This window comes from Kribbella sp. NPDC023972, assembly GCF_040639075.1.
GTDB lineage: Bacteria > Actinomycetota > Actinomycetes > Propionibacteriales > Kribbellaceae > Kribbella.
Genome location: NZ_JBEZZH010000001.1, coordinates 604,726 through 623,218, shown reverse-complemented (window position 1 = coordinate 623,218; position 18,493 = coordinate 604,726). Strand labels below are relative to the sequence as shown.

General features: G+C 68.7%; 15 protein-coding genes and 1 pseudogene. 5 read left to right on the top strand and 11 right to left on the bottom strand.

Features of this window, described 5'->3' with window-relative positions; genetic code table 11:
• Positions 1-34: 34 nt before the first annotated feature.
• Genes AB0F43_RS02770 through AB0F43_RS02760 form a run of 3 tightly spaced genes read right to left on the bottom strand, consistent with a single transcriptional unit; the run spans position 35 to position 1,884 of the window.
• The gene (locus AB0F43_RS02770) at positions 35-244 is read right to left on the bottom strand and encodes a hypothetical protein (RefSeq protein ID WP_360469688.1); all 210 of its coding nucleotides are present in this window, start codon (positions 242-244) and stop codon (positions 35-37) included.
• A complete protein-coding gene (locus AB0F43_RS02765; protein ID WP_360469686.1) occupies positions 241-1,251 on the bottom strand; it encodes an aldo/keto reductase family protein in 1,011 nt (336 codons plus the stop codon). The genes AB0F43_RS02770 and AB0F43_RS02765 overlap by 4 nt, the downstream gene beginning before the upstream one ends.
• A gap of 45 nt (positions 1,252-1,296) precedes the next feature.
• A complete protein-coding gene (locus AB0F43_RS02760) occupies positions 1,297-1,884 on the bottom strand; it encodes a DUF3043 domain-containing protein (protein WP_360469683.1) in 588 nt (195 codons plus the stop codon).
• A 165-nt stretch (positions 1,885-2,049) separates the two neighbouring features.
• Between AB0F43_RS02760 and AB0F43_RS02755 the strand changes: the two genes are divergently transcribed.
• The 5 genes and pseudogenes from AB0F43_RS02755 to AB0F43_RS02735 form a co-directional block, all read left to right on the top strand.
• Positions 2,050-2,865: a PspA/IM30 family protein gene (locus AB0F43_RS02755; protein ID WP_360469680.1), complete on the top strand. Its 816-nt coding sequence runs from the start codon at positions 2,050-2,052 to the stop codon at positions 2,863-2,865.
• Positions 2,862-3,137, top strand: coding sequence for a hypothetical protein (locus AB0F43_RS02750; RefSeq protein WP_360469677.1), 276 nt, complete (start codon positions 2,862-2,864; stop codon positions 3,135-3,137). Before AB0F43_RS02755 ends, AB0F43_RS02750 begins: the two co-directional genes overlap by 4 nt.
• Positions 3,138-3,406: 269 nt before the next feature.
• Positions 3,407-4,933 carry a sugar transferase gene (locus AB0F43_RS02745; protein WP_360469675.1) on the top strand — a complete coding sequence of 509 codons (1,527 nt, stop codon included), beginning with the start codon at positions 3,407-3,409 and terminating at the stop codon, positions 4,931-4,933.
• A 57-nt stretch (positions 4,934-4,990) separates the two neighbouring features.
• Positions 4,991-5,548, top strand: coding sequence for a sigma-70 family RNA polymerase sigma factor (locus AB0F43_RS02740; RefSeq protein ID WP_360469673.1), 558 nt, complete (start codon positions 4,991-4,993; stop codon positions 5,546-5,548).
• Between the two features lie 122 nt (positions 5,549-5,670).
• Positions 5,671-5,807, top strand: a pseudogene (locus tag AB0F43_RS02735) (IS481 family transposase); the annotation flags it as partial.
• A gap of 206 nt (positions 5,808-6,013) precedes the next feature.
• Here the strand turns inward: AB0F43_RS02735 and AB0F43_RS02730 are convergent.
• The 8 genes from AB0F43_RS02730 to asnB all read right to left on the bottom strand — a co-directional run bounded on the left by AB0F43_RS02730 (position 6,014) and on the right by asnB (position 18,492).
• Entirely contained in the window at positions 6,014-6,439 is a 426-nt protein-coding gene (locus AB0F43_RS02730) for a hypothetical protein (RefSeq protein ID WP_360469670.1), read from the bottom strand.
• Positions 6,439-8,043, bottom strand: coding sequence for a right-handed parallel beta-helix repeat-containing protein (locus AB0F43_RS02725; RefSeq protein ID WP_360469668.1), 1,605 nt, complete (start codon positions 8,041-8,043; stop codon positions 6,439-6,441). Before AB0F43_RS02725 ends, AB0F43_RS02730 begins: the two co-directional genes overlap by 1 nt.
• 71 nt (positions 8,044-8,114) lie before the next feature.
• Positions 8,115-9,353 carry a hypothetical protein gene (locus AB0F43_RS02720; protein WP_360469665.1) on the bottom strand — a complete coding sequence of 413 codons (1,239 nt, stop codon included), beginning with the start codon at positions 9,351-9,353 and terminating at the stop codon, positions 8,115-8,117.
• Positions 9,354-9,429: 76 nt separating this feature from the next.
• Positions 9,430-11,058, bottom strand: a complete 1,629-nt coding sequence (locus AB0F43_RS02715; RefSeq protein WP_360469664.1) for a hypothetical protein — start codon at positions 11,056-11,058, stop codon at positions 9,430-9,432.
• A complete protein-coding gene (locus tag AB0F43_RS02710) occupies positions 11,055-12,272 on the bottom strand; it encodes a Wzz/FepE/Etk N-terminal domain-containing protein (protein WP_360469661.1) in 1,218 nt (405 codons plus the stop codon). Before AB0F43_RS02710 ends, AB0F43_RS02715 begins: the two co-directional genes overlap by 4 nt.
• Before the next feature lie 147 nt (positions 12,273-12,419).
• Positions 12,420-14,381, bottom strand: coding sequence for an alginate lyase family protein (locus tag AB0F43_RS02705; RefSeq protein ID WP_360469658.1), 1,962 nt, complete (start codon positions 14,379-14,381; stop codon positions 12,420-12,422).
• Positions 14,378-16,564: a bi-domain-containing oxidoreductase gene (locus AB0F43_RS02700; RefSeq protein WP_360469656.1), complete on the bottom strand. Its 2,187-nt coding sequence runs from the start codon at positions 16,562-16,564 to the stop codon at positions 14,378-14,380. The genes AB0F43_RS02705 and AB0F43_RS02700 overlap by 4 nt, the downstream gene beginning before the upstream one ends.
• An 8-nt stretch (positions 16,565-16,572) precedes the next feature.
• Positions 16,573-18,492: an asparagine synthase (glutamine-hydrolyzing) gene (asnB, locus tag AB0F43_RS02695; RefSeq protein WP_360469653.1), complete on the bottom strand. Its 1,920-nt coding sequence runs from the start codon at positions 18,490-18,492 to the stop codon at positions 16,573-16,575.
• Position 18,493: the final 1 nt, after the last annotated feature.

The window sequence follows — 18,493 nt, the reverse complement described above, 5'->3', positions numbered from 1 at the left end:
CGCAGGACGTCGTACGGGTTCCGGGGACGCCCTTTTACTCCTGGGCGGCGAGGCTCATCGGGCCGTAGACCTCGCGGCCGTCCTCGAGCAGGAAGACCTGGCCGACACCACGCTCGGCGAGGTCGCGCCAGGTCTCGCCCAGCCAGCTCTCCGCGTCACCCTGGGCGGAGAACTCGGCCCCGCCGACCTCGCCCGGGTCGACGATGGCGCCGGATGCGGTCTCGAACCGCCAGCTCCAGCTCATGAGCCCGGCCGGGTCTGCGGCGCGTTCTGCGTGGTCTTGGCCGGGTCGCGCTCGACGATGCTGCCCAGCGTCTCGTCGATCCGCTTCAGCAGGCTCTCCTCCAGCCTCACGCCGGCGGCCTTCACGTTCTCCACCACCTGCTCGGGCCGGGAGGCGCCGATGATGGCCGAGGAGACGTTCGGGTTCTGCAGCACCCAGGCGACGGCGAGCTGGGCCAGCGAGAGGCCGGCCTCGTCGGCGAGCGGCTTCAGCTCCTGCACCCGGGTCAGCACGTCGTCGGTGAGGAACCGCTTGACGAAGTTCGACCCGTTCTCGTCGGTGGCGCGGGAGCCCTCGGGTGGCTGCTGACCGGGCAGGTACTTACCCGTCAGCACACCCTGCGCGATCGGCGAGAACACCACCTGGCCGATACCGAGCTCCTCCGACGCCGGCACCACCTCGGCCTCGATCACCCGCCAGAGCATGCTGTACTGCGGCTGGTTGGACACGAACGGGATGCGCAGTTCACGGGCCAGCCGGTGACCCTCCTGCAACTGCTCAGCGGTCCACTCCGACACGCCGATGTAGAGCGCCTTGCCGGCCCGGACGACGTCGGCAAAGGCCTCCATCGTCTCCTCCAGCGGCGTCTCGGTGTCGAACCGGTGCGCCTGGTACACGTCGACGTAGTCGGTCTTCAGTCGCTTCAGCGACCCGTTGATCGACTCGTGGATGTGCTTGCGGGACAGGCCGACGTCGTTCGGTCCGCCGGGGCCGGTCGGCCAGTACACCTTGGTGAGGATCTCCAGCGACTCGCGCCGCTCGCCCTCCAGTGCCTCGCCGAGGACCACCTCGGCCTTGGTGTTGGCGTAGACGTCGGCCGTGTCGAACGTGGTGATGCCGGCGTCCAGTGCCGCCCGCACACACGCCTTGGCCTGATCGTTCTCCACCTGGGAACCGTGCGTCAGCCAGTTCCCGTACGAGATCTCGCTGACCTTCAAACCACTGTTGCCGAGATAGCGGAAGTCCATACCCCCGACCCTACTGGCCCCGGCCCAGTCGACGCGCCCACGGTCTCAGCTCGGCTTCTCGCCGCGCTTCACCATCGGCTTGGGCAGCCGCCAGCGGCGCATCTGCATGGTCCGGCGGACGGCGTAGAACCCGATGCCCTTGGTGGACTCGTTCGGGAACTTCGCCCCGACCGCCTTCTTCAGGCCGGCGGTGAGCAGGAACCAGTCCGCGGCGATCAGCAGGATCATCACCAGGAAGAGCAGGTTGACCATGCCGGCCAGCCATGGGAAGGCCGGCGAGAAGACCACGCCGAGCAGCGACACCACCAGCAGGACCGGCAGCGCGAACTCCATCACCGAGTACCGGGCGTCCACGTAGTCGCGGGCGAACCGCCGGACCGGCCCCTTGTCGGCGGCGGGCAGGTACCGGTCGTCGCCGGTGCGCATCGCCTCCTGCATCTTGACCCGCTCGGCCCGGACCTTCTCCCGCCGGTACGCCGCCGCCTCCTTGCGGTTGCGCGGTTTCTTCAGCGCGGCCTTCCGGGCGGCCTCGGCCTCCTTGCGGGTCGGCGTGGGGCGTCCCTTACCGCCCGGCTTGCCCTGGGGTTCGGCGGGTACGGTGGTAGCTGTCTCAGACTTGGTACGACGGAACACGGGGTCTGAACCTCATTCGGCAGGGCTGGTCGCGACTCGGGGTGGTCCCCGGACCTGACCACTACTTTATCGGGGCCGGTCCTGATGGTGTGGTGACCCGTGTGGACATAGGGTGGTTGACGCACGCCGGGTCGACTCGCCGGCACAGAAGGGGTACGGATATCGATGAGCATCTTCAAGCGGATGTCGACGATCTTCAAGGCCAAGGCGAACACCGCCCTGGACAAGGCCGAAGATCCTCGCGAAACCCTTGACTACTCGTATCAGAAGCAGCTGGAGCTGTTGCAGAAGGTGCGGCGGGGCGTGGCCGACGTGGCCACCAGCAGGAAGCGGGTGGAGTTGCAGGCCTCCCAGCTGCAGTCCCAGTCGCAGAAGCTGCAGGAACAGGCCCAGAAGGCGCTCTCGATGGGCCGTGAGGACCTGGCCCGCGAGGCCCTGACCCGCAAGTCGGGCCTGCAGGGCCAGATCGAGGACCTGCAGACCCAGCACGCCCAGCTGCAGGGCGAGGAGGAGAAGCTGACGCTCGCCTCCCAGCGACTGCAGGCCAAGGTCGAGTCGTTCCGGACCCGCAAGGAGACCATCAAGGCCACCTACACGGCGGCCGAGGCGCAGACCCGGATCAACGAGGCTTTCTCCGGCATCTCCGAGGAGATGAGCGATGTCGGCCTGGCGGTCCAGCGGGCCGAGGACAAGACCCAGCAGATGCAGGCCCGGGCCGGTGCCATCGACGAGCTGCTTGCCTCCGGCGCCCTCGACGACGCCAGCGGCACCAGCAAGGACAACATCACGCTGGAGCTGGAGCGGATGTCGTCCAACTCGGACGTGGAGAGCGAGCTGGCGGCGATGAAGTCCCAGCTGTCCGGCGGCAGCGCCCCCAAGGAGTTGGCCGGCGACAACACGCAGGGAACCGCCCAGGTACAGCAGCCCACGCAGCAGCCGGCCGCGGAGCCGGTGCGACCTCAGGACGGAGACGCTCGATGATCGTTCGCATCATGAGTGAGGGCCAGTGGCGGTTGGCCGACGAGAAGCTGGACGAGCTCAACAAGGTTGACGGCGAGCTGGAGAAGGCCGTGTCGGCCGGCGACGAGGACGCCTTCAAGACCGCGTTCGCCGCACTGCTGGACTTCGTTCGCTCGGGTGAGAAGGTGCCGGACGACGAACTGCACGACTCGGACGCGATCCTGCCGCCGAGCGACAGCTCGCTGGCCGAGATGCGTGAACTGATCAGCGGCGACGGCCTGATCGCCGGCTGACCGGCGACACCCCGATCGGCGCCCCGACCCGGCGGCCGGTCACAGACAGTAGCCGAAGCGAGACCCTCGGACTCCAAAAGACGGGCGCCGGGGGTCTTTGTCTGCCCTGGGGGGTGCGCCCGGGTAAACACTCGCGGTTGCTATGTCCGAGACCGCAATGACGTAGTACTGTCGAGATCACGCCGTTGTGGGGGCGGCGTTCATCGAAGTTCGTGACGGGGAGTAGTTGGGTCACGGGTTTCGGATTCACCTGTGGGGGGTGACTGTGCGTGACCGAATTCGTCGTGTCCGAGGAGTTGGCCGAACCGGCCGACGTAGGTTCGGCGCCGTCGGGGGATCGACGCCGGCCGATCTGGGTTGTTCCGGACGAGATCCCGGCGATCCTGCCGCGGGCGGTCCGGCTGACCGAGCCGCGCTGGGTGGCGAAGTACCGCTGGGCGGCGCTCGGCGGGGACCTCGCCGCCGCGCTGATCGGTGGATCGCTGGCGCTCGTCGCCCGGTTCGGTGCCCAGATCAACATCGGCTACTTCCTGCTCGGCGCCGTCCTGCCGATCGCCTGGCTGGCCTGTGTGGCGCTGGAACGCGGTTATGAGGCCCGGTACTTCGGCACCGGGCCGGAGGAGTTCCGCTCGATCATCAGGGCCGCGGTGGCACTGACCGCGCTGGTCGCGGTCACGTCGTACGCGATCAAGCTCGAGGTCGCCCGTGGTTTCGTCGTTCTGGCCGTGCCGATGACCTGCCTGGCGGCGATGGTGGCCCGCTGGTTGCTGCATCGCAGCATCTCCCGGCGGCGGTTCGCCGGCCAGTGCATGCGCCGGGTGCTCGTTGTCGGGCGCAACGACCAGGTGACCACGCTGCGGCGGCACCTGGAGGAGCGGCCGGCCGACGGGTACGTCGTGGTCGCCAGGTGCTTGCCACGCGGTGACGCGTTCGAGGAGCCCGAGCCCGAGCGGCTCGGCCGGACCGAGATGGACATCCTGGCCGCGGTCGACCAGTTCGAGGTCGACGTGGTCGCGGTGGCCGCCGACCCGGAGCTGGCCGGACACTTGCTGCGCAAGCTGTCCTGGGCGCTCGAGCAGCGCGGTATCGACCTGATCGTCTCGCCTGGCATCGTCGAGGTCGCCGGCCCGCGGATCTCGATCCGCCCGGTCGCCGGCCTGTCGCTGCTGCATTTGGAGCGGCCGTCGGTGAGCGGCGGGCCGCACCTGCTGAAGAGCATCTTCGACCGAGTGGTCGGCTGCCTGATGCTGCTCGGCGTCGCGCCGATCCTGCTCGTCACCGCGCTGCTGGTGAAAATCAGCAGCCGGGGACCGGTGTTGTTCCGGCAGACCCGGGTGGGTCGCGGCGGACAACCCTTCCAGATGCTGAAGTTCCGCACGATGGTCGCCGACGCAGAGGCGCGCCAGGGTGAGCTGCACGCGCTGAACGAAGGCAACGGGGTGCTGTTCAAGCTCCGTGACGATCCCCGGGTGACCCGGGTCGGCAAGTATCTGCGGCGTTTCTCGATCGACGAGTTGCCACAACTGGTGAACGTGCTCCGGGGCGACATGTCGCTGGTGGGGCCACGGCCACCACTGCCGGCGGAGGTGGAGCGATACGCCATCGACGACACGCGGCGGATGCTCGTGAAGCCCGGGCTGACCGGCCTCTGGCAGGTCAGCGGGCGTAGCGATCTGACGTGGGAGGAGTCGATGCGGCTCGACCTGCGGTACGCCGACAACTGGTCGATCGCGCTGGACCTGCTCATTTTGTGGAAGACCGCTCGTGCCGTGCTGGGGAGCGACGGCGCGTACTAGGCGGTGGTGCGTTTGTGGGGATGTGTATTCCCGAGGGGGGAATCCGTGACTGTAGTAATGGAAAGGTCGGCCGTTGCCAGATCCGACGCCGCGACGCTGGTGGTCCAGGCCGCGGTCGGGGACCAGGGGGCGTGGAGCCGGTTGGTCGACCACTATGCGCGACTCGTCTGGGCGGTGACCCGCAGCTTCCGCCTGAGCGACAGCGACGCGGCTGACGTCTCTCAGGTGGTCTGGCTGCGGTTGCTCGAACACATCAACCGCGTCGATCCCGAGCGGGTCGGCGCCTGGCTGGTCGTCACCACGCGCCGGGAATGCCTGCGGGTACTGGCGTTCCGCAAGCGCGTGCTGCTGACCTACGAGGCAACGGCGTTCGAGGCGGTAGCCGGCAACCAGCCCGAGCCGGACGCCGTCCTGCTCGCCGGTGAGCGTGCGGACGACGTACGGCGGGCGCTCGAGAGCCTGCCGGACCGGTGGCAGCAACTGCTCGGCATGCTGATGGCCGACCCGCCGATGCCGTACGCCGTGATCTCGGAGACGCTTGGGCTGCCGGTCGGCAGCATCGGGCCGATGCGCGGCCGGTGCCTGGACAAGCTCCGGGTGCTCCTCGACGGCTAGCTGTGATGTCCAGGGAGGTTGTCCTGGGGTTTGGTGAGTCGGCGAGTCGTTGAGGACTGATGAAGGCCTCCGGTTGTGAAGTGCAGCTGTCGAGTCACCGCTTCACGAACCAGGAGGCCTTCGTGTCCCACGCTGATGCCCAGTTGACCCCGCGCGCACGTCTCTGCGGTTGGCGCGGCTGATCGTCGAGCAGGGCTGGAGTGCTCCGGCGGCCGCGAAAATGTTCATGGTCGCACCGAAGACGGCGCGCAAGTGGTCCAGGCCTGATCACCGACCCCACAGTGCCATCGCAGGCCAACCACCCATCACCCGACTGACCAACCTCCCTGGACATCACAGCTAGCTGTAGCAGCACCCGACGACGGACGATCTCGGCCCCTGCCCCAAAGCGAGGCCTCTGGAGGTTCGACAGCCTCCAGCGGCCTGCGCCGCCGCGTTGACGCACATCTGCCGCGCATGGGGGACCTAGAGAGGAACCCAGGCGGTACGGACTGGCAGGTGCCCCGCCGAAGGCCAGCGCACGACGAAGGTGGTCAGATGCGGCCGCATCCAGGTCATCGTCCGGCCCTGCGACCACAGGATCGCGAACGGGCCGCGCACGCCGGGCATGTGTGACTCCACCACGACCGGGCCGTCCGGGCTGACCTTGAGGTCGACGGTGAGCAGTCTGTCACCGCTGGTCGTGACCTCGACGGTGCAGCCGTACCCGGCGAACCGGAGCCGGCGTACCGGAAGCTGCGCCCCGTCCACGGTGTCGACCAGGCTGTCGAACACCAGGTCGAGCACTGCGACGTCCCAGTCGTGGTCGAGGTAGGCCGCGCGGCCCACGGCCGCGACCTTCTCTACCCGGCCGTCGCAGTCGGCGCCAGGCTCACCAGGTCCGCGCAACATCAGCGACCTCCCGGTGTGATGATCTTGACCACGCTGTCCTTGTCCTGGCCGTACGGAGCGCCCTGCCAGGTCGCCCAGCTCACCGAGTTTCCCTGGCCGTGGACCACGAAGCGCCACGGGCCCGCGTAGGTGTTGCTGTAGAACCGGTTGCCCTGCTTGAACGTGATCCAGTTCTGGATCGCATCCTTGTGATACGGCGAGTTCTTCCAGGCCGGGTACGTTCCCCAGTTCGAGAACAGGGCGTTGTAGCCGCAGCCGGTTTGGGCCCTGCAGTTTCCGGCCATCTTGTCCGGATCGAGCGAGAACAGGTTGTCGTGCACCCGGACGTTCTTGGTCTTCCAGCGGCAGTCGTCCTTGTACGGCTCTTTGTGAAGGTTCAGCTCGGTGCAGCTGCCGGCCGTGACGGTGGGGTTCACCAAGGTGTTGGCGTGGGTACTGGTGTTGGCCGGCGAGCCGGAGAAACGGTCCGCGTTCTCCCACAGGATCACGCCGGACCAATTGTCGATGAACAGGTTCTCGGTGATCTCGAACGTCTGGTTGTACGGCCCTGGCACCCGGCTGTCACTACCGGACTCGGACACGTACAGCGCGCCGGTCGGGAAGCCCTGGACCCTCGGGCCTGCCTCCCAGCCGTTACGGACAAACGTGTTGCCGCGGATCATCGCGTTGTAGCTGGTTTCGTAGATGATGCCCTGGGCGCTGTTGTCGGACAGGTAGTTGTTCTCGAACAGGAACCCGACGCTGTTCGTGTCCACCCAAAGACCGACGCCCTTGTTGTCATGTACCCAGTTGTTCTTGACGACGCCCTTGCTGGTCTTCCAGAACTTGCCACCGCCGGTGCAACCGCAACCCGGCCGGACGGCCTCCCAGTCGTCGGTGTTGTTCTCGGAGATCTCGTTACCGTCGAGGGTGATGTCGGAGACGTTGTGCGGGTTGTACGAGTTGAAGCCGTACTGGCCGTTGTGCGTCAGGCAGTTGCCTCGCAGCACGTTCCGGCTACCGACCATCACGCCGGCGCCCGTGTTGTTCTGGATCGTGTTGTGCGCGACCACCCAGCCCGTCGCCGAGTCGTGGTTCACCACCCCCTCGTCGCTGTGGGTGCCGCGGCCGCCGAAGTTCTGGATGGTGAGGTTCTTCACCGTGACGTTGATTCCGTAGCCCGTGAACGCGTAGCGGTTCTCCCGGGCACCGTCCAGGATCGCCCCGGGCGCGCCGATATAGGTGTTGCCGTCCTTCGGATTCACCTGGCTGAACTCCCCGGCGCCCAGAACGTGGACGCCAGGGGCCAACCAGAACGTCGTACCGCTGGGGTTCGTCCTGGTCAGGTCGTCGAGCTGCTGCGTGGTGCTCACCGTGACCGCGCCGGCCGGCGCGGAGGCCGGACCGGCGAGCACCGCGACGTTGCCGCACACCTTGGCGGGCGGCGTCTGCGGAGCCCGCGCCGGCGGTGCGGAGGTGGCGGCCGACGACCCTACCCGCGGCGTCTGCGCATGGTTGTACTGTTGATCGCCGAGGCGCACGATCGTGACCGTGGCGACGACGGCGAGGACGAGCGCACAAACCACCAGAACGGGTCTGCGTCGGTACCACACGCGATGCTCCATTTGTGTTCCTCATCCAGGGGCCTGGGCGGGGGGGCGATCTTTCTCGTTCTGGGGTGGGGACCGCAGGATGTTCATCGCGGAGCCGCACGGGTGGATGCTTGATAGACGAGCGACGCGGCCAGCGTGAGCTCGAGCAGGTACGGCGAGGCCTCGCTGAGCCCGCTCTCGGTGAAGGACGCGACCACGCAGTACGCGACCAGGAAGAGTGCGAGAGCACGGTGTGGGCCCTGCGGCCGGAACCATGCGGCGGCCAGGACGAACACCACGAGCGTGATGCTGATCCCGACCCCGACCAGGCCGGCGTCGTAGTACGTGCCGAGCCAGTTGCTGTCGATCGGCAAGCCGTGGAACGACTTGTTGGACAGGCCGAGACCGAAGAGAGTCTCGAACGTCGATCGTGGCTCGGCCAGGATCAACTCCCAGACCGCCCGGCGACCGGTCAGCGCCGCCACATCCTCGGAGTCCTGCCCACGGGCCAGCCAGGTCGTCACCACCGAGCCGAGCGTGACCGCTCCGACGGTGAAGACGCCGACCCCGATCGCGAGGAACCTCCGGGCCCGGGTCCGCGCGGTGAACAGGCTCAGCCCGGCGATGAGTACGCCGGCCAGGAGCGCGACCAGCGCGGTCCGGGTGTGGGTCAGCAGCAGCACCGGGACGGCCACCAGCACGCTGGCCAGTGCGACACCACGTCTGAGCAGCCCGGACAGCCACAGCACTACCGTCAGGCCGGTCGCCACCGCGGCGTAGTGCCCGACCTGGGTCGGCGGGATGGGCCAGATGGCGCCATGCAGCCGATTGTCGGTCATCGCGAGTCCGGGTGCGGCCAGCAAGCCGAGGACGACAGAGCCGAGGATGAACCACAGCACGATCAGGTGGGTGCGCACCAGCAGCAGGTCGCGCCTGGTCCACCACGGAGTCAGCAGCCACAGCACCATCGCGAACGTGAGCAGCCGCCCCGCCCGGAACAGTGCACCGAACAGGAACTCCGCCCGGACACTGGCCAGCCACGCCTCCGACGCCAGCAGGAGGAGCAGGAAGATGAAGACAGTGCGCCGGACCTGGACCGGCCGGTTGACCGTCAGGACCAGCATCAGGGCCGCGACCAGCGACGCCTGAGCGATGAGCTTGCCGAGCATGCCCGGGATCGGGAGCAGGTGCGGTGAGCCGGGAAAAAACGTCATCACGTTCAGGACCAGCAGGCCCCAGACCAGTTGGACCCGGCGACGCCTGCGGACTTCGGGCGTAACCACCCGCCGGGTCGGCCGGAGGCCGATCCGGGTCACCAGTCGTTCGCTCAGCCCGATGCTCATCCACGTCCTCGCTTCGCTCCGGGCGCGGATGAGGCACGAGGTGTGCTGTGCCTCGTGATGAACTCACTCCGGTCGTTCATCGGCCGAAGATCTCGACGTCGACGCGGGCCGGAGCAGCCTCGGCCTGGGCGACGCCCACGCTCTCGTCGGTGCGGTCCGGGCGAAGCACCACGGCGGTGTCGATCTCCAGTCCGGCCAGTCGCAGCATCTCTCCGGTGGCCTGAACCTTGGCGGTGGTCGAGCGTCCCGCGGTCACCACGACGGCAGCGTGCGACGCCCAGGTGTTCAGGTGGTCCGCGCCCAGCTCCGGCGTCAGCGTGGCGAGGCTGAGTACGACGTCCGCGACCTCCCAGGCGGCGTCGAGCGCGAGATCCCCGGTGCTTTCGGGTCGGCTTGTCTCGCTCGGGCGCAGGTAGCTGCCCTGGGCCGGACCGCCGTCGGGGTCGGGGAGGTGTACGTCGATCCGCCGGCCCGGCTCGCTGAACCGCGACTCGCGGGTGCCCGGCACCTTGACGCCGAGCATCCGCGCGAGCAGCCGCGTTCCGCTGAGGTCGGCCACCAGGACGTGCTTGCCCTCCTCGGCCAGCGACACCGCCAGCGAGGCGACCACCAGGGCGCAGGTGCGGACGTCGTCGACGCTGACCAGGGCGGTGGCCGGGATGGGCCGCTCGCCCCAGAAGATGCGCTGGGCGAGGTGCTGCACCATCAGCCGGACCTCCGGGTTCCGCCGCTGGGCCGCGCGCAGGTAGCGCGGGAACGGCAGCAACCGCCAGCGAGACGGCCGAGGGCTGCTCAGCCGGACCCGGGCGCCCAGCGCGCCGGCGATGTCCTGCCGCTTCCACAACCGGTCGGAGATCAGCGCCCGGACGATGACGAAGGCGAGCCCCAGGAACAGCCCGGCGATCAGCCCGGTGCCGGCATTGATCGCCAGCGTCCCCTCGGCCGACACCGGAACCGGCGCGGCCAGGTCGAGGATCCGGCTGCTGTTCATCCGGGAGGCCTGGAACTCCTGGTCCAGCATCTGCTGCCGGACGTACTGCACCCGCTCCCGGGCGATACCGAGCCGAGCCATCGCCGGGCTGTTCGGCCGCTTCGGGGCGTCCGGGTCGTCGCCGGTTGCGCGCACCGCCGCTTCCGCGACGGACAGCGCGGACTGGGCCGCGGCCAGATCACGATCCAGCGGGTCGCCCTGCAGTGCGATCTGCTCCTTGCGGAAGATCAGGAACACCTGAGCGATGACCGTCGCCTGCTTGTTGGCCTGGTCGGTCGTCTTCGCACGGACCGTGACCTCCAGCACCCGGTCGGTCGAGGCGGTCGCGGTGTACCGCTTCAGCAGCTCATCGGGAGTCTCGGGCAGCTTGAGCAGCTCGATCACCCGCTGTGCGACCGTGTGCGTGGTCGCCAGGCTGACGTCGGTGGCCATCGCCTTGGTCGGGTCCTCACCGTCGCGGTGGGTCACCAGCAGCCGGGCCGCCGACACCTGCGACTGCGGCAGGACGTAGGTCGACCCCAGACCGCCGAGCAGTCCGACTGCGGCGAGGATCAGCCAGATGCGCCGGTGCCGGCGCAGGGCGTCGCGGAGGAACCGGAACGTGACCAGGCTGTCCGGCGGGAAAGCCTTCGTCGGTTCACTGACGAACAGGCCGTCGTCGTCGGTCCAGCCGGGATCGGTGGCACCTCGCTCGTTGTACGGCTGGTTGCTCATTTGGTCCTCCTCGCGGTGGTACCGGTGAGGAGAGTGGGCAGCCGCGAGCCGGGGCGCAGCGATTGCGAGACGCGGCCGATGGTGCGGTCGGACGGGTCCGGATCGGTGACGACCAGTCCGTCGATGGTGCGGCCGTCGGCCGCGGCCGCGACGGCCAGCCGGGCCAGTTCCTCGGCCGTGACCGTGCCGGCCGACAGAGCGATGATCGTGTTGGTGGTGCGGGTGGTACCGGCCAGGCGCGGGGCGTCCCGGTCGACAACGACCAGATGGATGTCCAGGGCAACCTTTCCGGACGGCTCCTGGTGCGTGTCGACCACGATCGAGGTGGGGATGCCGATCGAGGTCGCGAGCGCGGCCAGCTGCGGACCGAGCGGCAGCGCCTTGTCGTCGTCAGCGAACGAGACGACCGTCAGCGACGGTTGAGCTCCGCCCCGCACATCCAGGCCGAGGTGGTGCAGCGTCTTGCGCAGGCTCCAAGCCTCGACCGCGGTTGGCGAGTAGTGCTCCAGTAGATAGGCCCAGTCCGACACGTCGGTCGCCCGGTACGACGAGACCGACCCCAGCACGGGCAGGCCGACCGCGTCGGCGATCTCGTCCCGCAGCCGGAGCCGCCGGTCACCGCGCTCCTTGGCCAGCACACCGATCGAGCCCACGACGGCGCCGACCAGCGCACCGAGCAGACCCCAGATTCCCAGATGGACCGCCAGGCTGCCGCCCCGTGCGGTCGTCGCCTGCTCCAGCACGCGCGCCCCCGTCTTCTTCCCCAGGTCGCCGGGCAATACCTGGTCGGTCGTGATGAAGACCAGGTAGACCTCGGCGACCGCGTTCGCCAGCAGCATCGACTGCGCGGCCGACGTGCCCTTGGCGTCGATCTTGATCACGTCATCGGTCACCGCTGTGACCTTGACCCGGTCCCGCGCCACCTTGGTGGACAGCGCCGGGCTCAGGTTCTGGCCGGCGCTCTTCAGCACCGGTTCGCTCTTGGCGATGAAGACCTGGGTCTCGATGCTCTGCGTGCCCTCGGGCTTGTCCGGGTCCGCCGCCGGCGGCGGCGGTGGCAGGACGACGAGTGACGTGGCCGTGTACAACGGCGGCACCAGCAGGCCGTAGCCCACGCCGCCGAGCAGGCCTACGAGCGCCACCCCGGCGACGATGAGGCGGTGCCGCCGGATGGCACGCCAGGATCTCTTGACGTCGAGCTGCTGTGCACTCACGTCTCCACCTCGCTTCGCTCGGTTGCGACGTGAGCGCTGGCACTGCTCTGCTTGTCTGTTCGCTCGCTGCGCTCGCTCACAGGCCCCTCCCCGATCGGTTCGCAGTAATAGAGGGGCGGAAACGAAGGCTGATACAGCTGGCTCCGGTCAAGACCGGAATTGGAAACTGCTGACCGCGGGGGAATCCGGCCCGAGGACGCCGGAGCCGACCAAAGTGGTGATCGGCACCTTGCGCCCGAATCGCGGTGAGTACCAGCCGAGCAACGGGTCGTCACCACCGCAGTGCGCGGCCCAGCTCAACCCGGCCGGCAACGCGACGACGGCGGCCCCGTTCGGCCACTTCAACCGCCCGGTCGCACCGTCCAGTTCGGCCGCCACGTCCGGCCCGAGATGCCAAGCGATCCGGACATCAGCTGTCCCGTCCAGCCGGTCCTCCACCCGCAGCACGCCATCCTCCAGTACGGCGGTGCGCCGGTGCGTGATCGGTGTCTCGCCGGACTGGTAGCCGTCGTGCTCGGCGTCCCAGGTCATCACGTCACCATCGGCGGCAAAACGCCGTACGCGTCCCGTCGCGCCGCGCAGCCACAGGAACGGGCCGCCCCAGACGGACTGCTCGGCGCCGGCGACCTCGACGGTGTTGTGGGCGATCGTCGAGCGGAAGTAGTTCCGCCACTGTTCCTCGCCGTGGTAGCAGTACGTTCCCGGGTCGGCGAGGATGTCGACGCCGCCGACCCGGACCTCGAGGGACAGCGCGTCGCAGTGGGCGTGGGCCGCGATGGACAGGAAGCCGTGCGGACCGGCGTCACACCGGCACCAGATCTCCGGCCCGGCGTCGCGACTGCGCAGGATCGTGATCCCGGCGTCGGTGAAGTGATCCGGGCGCCGCGCCGGACGATGAGGCTGGGTGCCGCTGACAAGACTTCCGGCCAGTACGGCGGTCGTCGTCAGCGGACTCGACGGCCACCAATCGGCGCGACCGACCACCGCGGCGCCGAGCGACAGGAACGCCGACCAGCTGTGCACATCGGGTGGATCGAGGACGAGCACCATGCCTTCGTCGTCGTCACCCTGGCGCGGTGGGCGCAGCGTGCTGTCCACCATCGCCGCGGCCACATCGACGGTCCGGGTCAGCAGCGACCAGGTCTGCTGACTGAGTGGATGACCGGCGTTGTCCGCCTCCAGAGCGGCGTACAGGCCGAGCTCGGAGACGAACCGGTGGTAGTCGGTCGCGAGTTCGCGGTTGACGCCGGACGGGAAGGTGTTGGCGTCCAGTTGTTTCTCCAGCAACTCGGCCGCGTCCGCACGCCACTTGTCGCTCTGGGCGAACCAGGGGAACGCGCAGGCTCCCACCAACTGGCCGGCCGCCTCGGCGATCACATGGTTGTTCGCCGACGAGCCATGGCTCTGGAACGCGGCCAGGTAGCGCTGGTGCCAGTACAGCTGCCGCAACGCCGGCTCGTTGTGCTCGAAGAGCGCGGTGACCGCCGGCCAGTCGTCCAGCAGCCGCCGGATCCAGGCCCAGCTGATCAGCCGGATCCCGATCTCGATCCCGCTGGCCCAGTGCACACCGGACAGGAACGGGTTCGACCGCCACCAGTCGTTCAGGTGGTCGGCGACCCGGTCGGCGTACGCGTCGTCGTGGGTCAGGTGCCAGGCCGCGGCGAGCTGGGTCAGGTGATGGTGCCGGGACAACTCCCAGACCTGCTTGATGTTCCCGACCAGCTCTTCGTTGCGATGGTTGAGCCGGAACGTGTACTCCGACGGATCCGAACTCCGGCCGGTGACCGGGTCGCGGAACCAGTCCGGCGCCTTCAGATCGGTCCGGTCGACGCCGAGCACCTCCAGGTTCCCGGCCATGATCGCGTCGGCGGCCCCGATCACCGCCCGGCGCGCCTCCTCCGGTACGCCGTCAGCCGCGTGCGGAGGCAACGTCGCCGGGAACGTCAGGTCGCCGCGCAGCGGCAGCTGGGTCTTGGCGTCCTGCCCGGGCCGGACCTGCTGATAGGCCCAGGCAGTACGCCGTACGTGGTCGCGGGTGCGCCAGACCAGCTCGGTGGGGGACATCCGGCGTACGCGACGGACGTACCAGCCCAGCGGCTGGCGGCTCATACGTTCCCCTGACCGGGGCGGTGGGGCGGGGACAGAATGTGCTCAGCTTTGCCACTGGCGAGGCTCTTGTCGACGGCGATGGTCGCGCGGGTCGTCGCGACCAGCGAGTCGAACGAAATCGGCATCGGGCCGCCGGACTTCACCGCTCGGACGAACCGCTCCAGCTCGACCCGCTGGCCCTTGTCGGTGCCGCGGGCCTTGCGGGTGGACGGCTTCCGGCCGGTCCACACCGAGGCGCTCTGGAAGTTGTCCAGCCGGCCGTTGCGGCCGCCGCCGGTGATGTCCAGCGTCTCCTTCGGGAACCGGGAGTTGCCGCCGCCGACATAGCTGATCGTGCCGACCGAGCCGTTCGCGAACCGCAGGCTGACGATCACGTCGCCGGCGTCCGGTCCGGGTACGGCGTACACCTCGGTGGGCAGGCTGTCGAGCCACCAGCTCAACGTGTCGATGAAGTGGCCGCCCTCACCGGCGAACCGGCTGCCTTCCTTGTCCTGGTCGAGGTACCAGCTGGACGGGTCCAGCCGGCCGGCGTTCACCAGGTAGCGCAGCGAGGACCCGCCGCCCGGCGTGCCGAACCGGTCGCGCAGATCGGTCAGCAGCGGGGCGAACCTGCGGTTGAACCCGACCATCAGCCGATCGTTGCCGGTAGCATCCACCGTCGCGACGATCCGGTCCAGATCCTCGTCGGTCAACGCCAACGGCTTCTCGACGAACACCGCCTTGCCGGTCTCGAGCGCCCGGCAGGCAAGGTCGGCGTGGGTGCTGTGCCGGGTGACGACGAAAATCGCGTCCAGGCTCTCGTCGGTCAGCACCGCGTTGGCATCCGTCGCGATCTGCTCGAACCCGAACCGCCGCTGAGCATTCGCTGCTGACAACGACTTGTTGGTGGCGACGTGGGCCAGCACCGCGTCATCGTTCTTCTGCAGATGAGGCAGCAGCATGCTCGATGCGTAGTTGCCGGCACCCACGAACCCAAGCCGAACAGATCCAGTGGTCGGACTTGCCGGTCGCGCCACCGACGTTGTGTGCGGTGCGGTTTCCTGCAGAGGAACGTCCGGGTACTCGAACAAGAACCCGACACCCGGGAACGCACCCGACGACAACTGCTGGTAGACCTCCGTCGCGTCCGCGATGGGGAAGACTCTTGCGACCAGGGAGCCGACGTCGATCTGTTCGCGGGCGATCAGGTCGATGAAGCATTCGAGGTTGCGGCGTTCGGTCCAGCGGACGTACCCGGCGGGGTAGTCGATTCCCTCGAGCTCGTAGCGGTCGTCGTACCGGCCCGGCCCGTAGGAGCGGGAGAAGCGGACATCGAGTTCCTTGTCGTAGTACGCGTTCCACGGGAGGTCGAGCCTGGTCTTGCCGATGTCGACCACCCGGGCCCGGTCACGGGCCAGTCGTGCGGCCGTCTCGACCGGGCCGTTGGAGTGACCGCCGGCCGCGAGCAGGATGTGGTCCGCGCCCAGGCCGTTCGATGCCTCCAGCAACGACCGCTCCAGGGCGGCGACTCCCGCCTCGTCGGCCGACGAGCAGTGCAGGGCGCCGGCCTTCTCCGCCATCCGGCCCCGGTCCTCGACCGTGTCGATCCCGAACACCCGGACGCCGGCCGCGACCAGCAGCCGTACCACCAGTTGCCCGACCAGGCCGAGCCCGATCACCACCGCGGTGTCGCCGAGCTGCACCTCCGACTGACGTACGCCGTGCATCGCGATCGCACCGACCGTCGAGAACGCGGCCTGCTCCGGCGGTACGCCGTCCGGCACCGGAACGCACAGGTTGACCGGCACCCAGTTGTACTCCGCGTGCAAGGCGAACTCGTTGCCCGCGGCCGCGACCAGCTGCCCGACACTGAACTCCTCGGCACCGGCGCCGACCTCCACCACCACACCGCACAGCGAGTACCCCAGCGGCGTGTACGAGTCGAGCTTGTTCATCACCTTCTTGTAGGTGTTGAGCGCTCCCTGCTGGGCGACCGAGTCCAGCACCTTCCGGACCTGGTCCGGCCGCGCGCGAGCCTTGCCGAGCATCGACAGCTTGGCCTCGCCGACCTTCATCAGCTCGGTCCCGGTCGAGATCAGCGAGTAGAGCGAGCGGACCAGCACGCCACCCGGCGCACAGGTGGGCGCAGGGACGTCGAGAACCGCCAGCTCACCGGACTTGTAGTTCTGTGCAACCTGTTTCATGTCGTCCTTCAGAGTGAGGTGATGGTGACGCCCGAGGCGCGCATGTGGCGGGTCCAGGTCTCCAGAGTCAAGAGCTGCCAGATCTGCTTCGAGTAGTCCTGCCGTCCGGCCCGCTCGTCGTCGACCAGGCGCTGGACGGCCGGCTGCTGGAGGAAGCCGCTGCCGACCAGCTCGCCGCGCAGCAGCACGTCGTCCACGAGCTCGCGCAGGTCGTTGCGGACCCAGGCCCGCAGCGGTGCGCTGAACGACGCCTTCGGCCGGTAGATGATCTCCTTCGGCAACCAGGCCTCGGCCGCCTTCTTCAGCGCGAGCTTGCCCTGCCGCCGGTGGATCTTGTCGCTGCCCGGGATGGAGAACGCCGCCCGCGCGACGATCGGGTCCACGAACGGCGTCCGGACCTCGGTGGACGCGGCCATGCTGGACCGGTCGGTGTAGGCCAGGTTCAGGCCGGGCAGGAACATCCGCGCGTCGGCCAGGCACATCCGGTTCACGTGATCGTCGAGCGTGGTGTCGTGGTAGATGTCGCTGTGCTCGGCGATCAGCTTGCCGACGTACGGCTCGAGGTCCGGACTCAGCAGGCCGGCCAGTTCGTCGGCGTCGTACATCGTGTAGCTGCGCCGGAACGCGGCCTCCTCGGGCAGGTCCGCGAAGGTGAGGAACCGCTTCGCCCAGCGTGCGTACCGCAGCCCGCGTCCGTTCGCGGTGACCGGCAGCCGCCGTACGGCGGGACCGACGAGACCGTTGCGCAACACGCCTGGGAGTCGCTGGTACTGCGCTCCCATCACACAGGCGAGGTGTTTGCGGTAGCCGCCGAACAGCTCGTCGGCGCCCATACCGGACAGCAGGACCTTGACCCCGGCGTCGCGGGCGGCGTCGCACATCAGCAGCGTGTTGATCGCGGCCGGGTCGCCGATCGGCTCGTCCAGGATGTCGACGATCCGGGGGAGCAGGCCGACCACGTCGGGTGCGATCTCGATCTCGTGCAGGTCGATGCCGAACTGCTGCGCCACCTTCCGGGCGTAGATCGCGTCGTCCGGCATCGCCTCCAGCCGCTGGTCCTGCGCCCGGAAGGTGATCGTGTACGAGTCGATGCCCGGGTCGAGCCGCTTGGCCAGCACCGTGACCAGGCTGGAATCGAGACCACCGCTGAGGAACGTCGACACTCCGACGTCGGCGACCAGGTGGGCGGCGACCGATTCCTCGAGCACCGAGCGCAGGTCGGCGGGCGGCCCGGCGGCCGCCTCGGTGGCGACTTCGGTCACCCGCCAGTACGTCTCGTGCCGGCTGGTGCCGTCCGGCCGGAACTCGGCCCACGAACCCGGCGGCAGCTTCTCCACGCCCTCGATCGCGCAGCGCTGCTCGGGCAGCCAGTAGTAGAGCATCGACGCGATCAGCGCGCCGGGATCGGTGCGCAGCTCAGGACCGATCGCGGTGACCAGGGCCTTCAGCTCCGACGCGAAGATGACCCCGCCGTGCCGGCGGAGGAAGTACAGCGGCTTGATGCCGAGCGGGTCGCGGGCCAGGAACAGGCTGCCACTGTCCTCGTCCAGCATCGCGAACGCGAACATGCCGCGGAACCGCGACAGCGCCGCCGGACCCCAGCGGCGCCACGCCTCCAGCACCACCTCGGTGTCGGAGTGCGTGCGGAACGCGACACCGGACCGGGCCAGCTCGGCCCGCAGTTCCTTGTAGTTGTAGAGCTCGCCGTTGTAGCTGATGGTCAGGCCGCGCTTGCTGAACGGCTGGTCCGCGCCCGAGGACAGGTCGATGATCGACAACCGGCGATGGGCCAAGTACGCCCGGACTTCGTCGTCCTCGAACCGGTACACACCCTCGGCGTCCGGACCGCGGTGTGCGATCCGGACGTTCATCGTCTCGGCCAGGGCGAGACCGTCGTGCTGCTGGTAACAACCGGCGATGCCGCACACG

Excerpts from the sequence above, each read along its gene's own strand:
- AB0F43_RS02770 (WP_360469688.1), bottom strand. The coding sequence starts at position 244 with ATGAGCTGGAGCTGGCGGTTCGAGACCGCATCCGGCGCCATCGTCGAC.
- AB0F43_RS02765 (WP_360469686.1), bottom strand. The coding sequence starts at position 1,251 with ATGGACTTCCGCTATCTCGGCAACAGTGGTTTGAAGGTCAGCGAGATC.
- AB0F43_RS02755 (WP_360469680.1), top strand. The coding sequence starts at position 2,050 with ATGAGCATCTTCAAGCGGATGTCGACGATCTTCAAGGCCAAGGCGAAC.
- AB0F43_RS02750 (WP_360469677.1), top strand. The coding sequence starts at position 2,862 with ATGATCGTTCGCATCATGAGTGAGGGCCAGTGGCGGTTGGCCGACGAG.
- AB0F43_RS02740 (WP_360469673.1), top strand. The coding sequence starts at position 4,991 with ATGGAAAGGTCGGCCGTTGCCAGATCCGACGCCGCGACGCTGGTGGTC.
- AB0F43_RS02730 (WP_360469670.1), bottom strand. The coding sequence starts at position 6,439 with ATGTTGCGCGGACCTGGTGAGCCTGGCGCCGACTGCGACGGCCGGGTA.
- AB0F43_RS02725 (WP_360469668.1), bottom strand. The coding sequence starts at position 8,043 with ATGGAGCATCGCGTGTGGTACCGACGCAGACCCGTTCTGGTGGTTTGT.
- AB0F43_RS02720 (WP_360469665.1), bottom strand. The coding sequence starts at position 9,353 with ATGAGCATCGGGCTGAGCGAACGACTGGTGACCCGGATCGGCCTCCGG.
- AB0F43_RS02715 (WP_360469664.1), bottom strand. The coding sequence starts at position 11,058 with ATGAGCAACCAGCCGTACAACGAGCGAGGTGCCACCGATCCCGGCTGG.
- AB0F43_RS02705 (WP_360469658.1), bottom strand. The coding sequence starts at position 14,381 with ATGAGCCGCCAGCCGCTGGGCTGGTACGTCCGTCGCGTACGCCGGATG.
- AB0F43_RS02700 (WP_360469656.1), bottom strand. The coding sequence starts at position 16,564 with ATGAAACAGGTTGCACAGAACTACAAGTCCGGTGAGCTGGCGGTTCTC.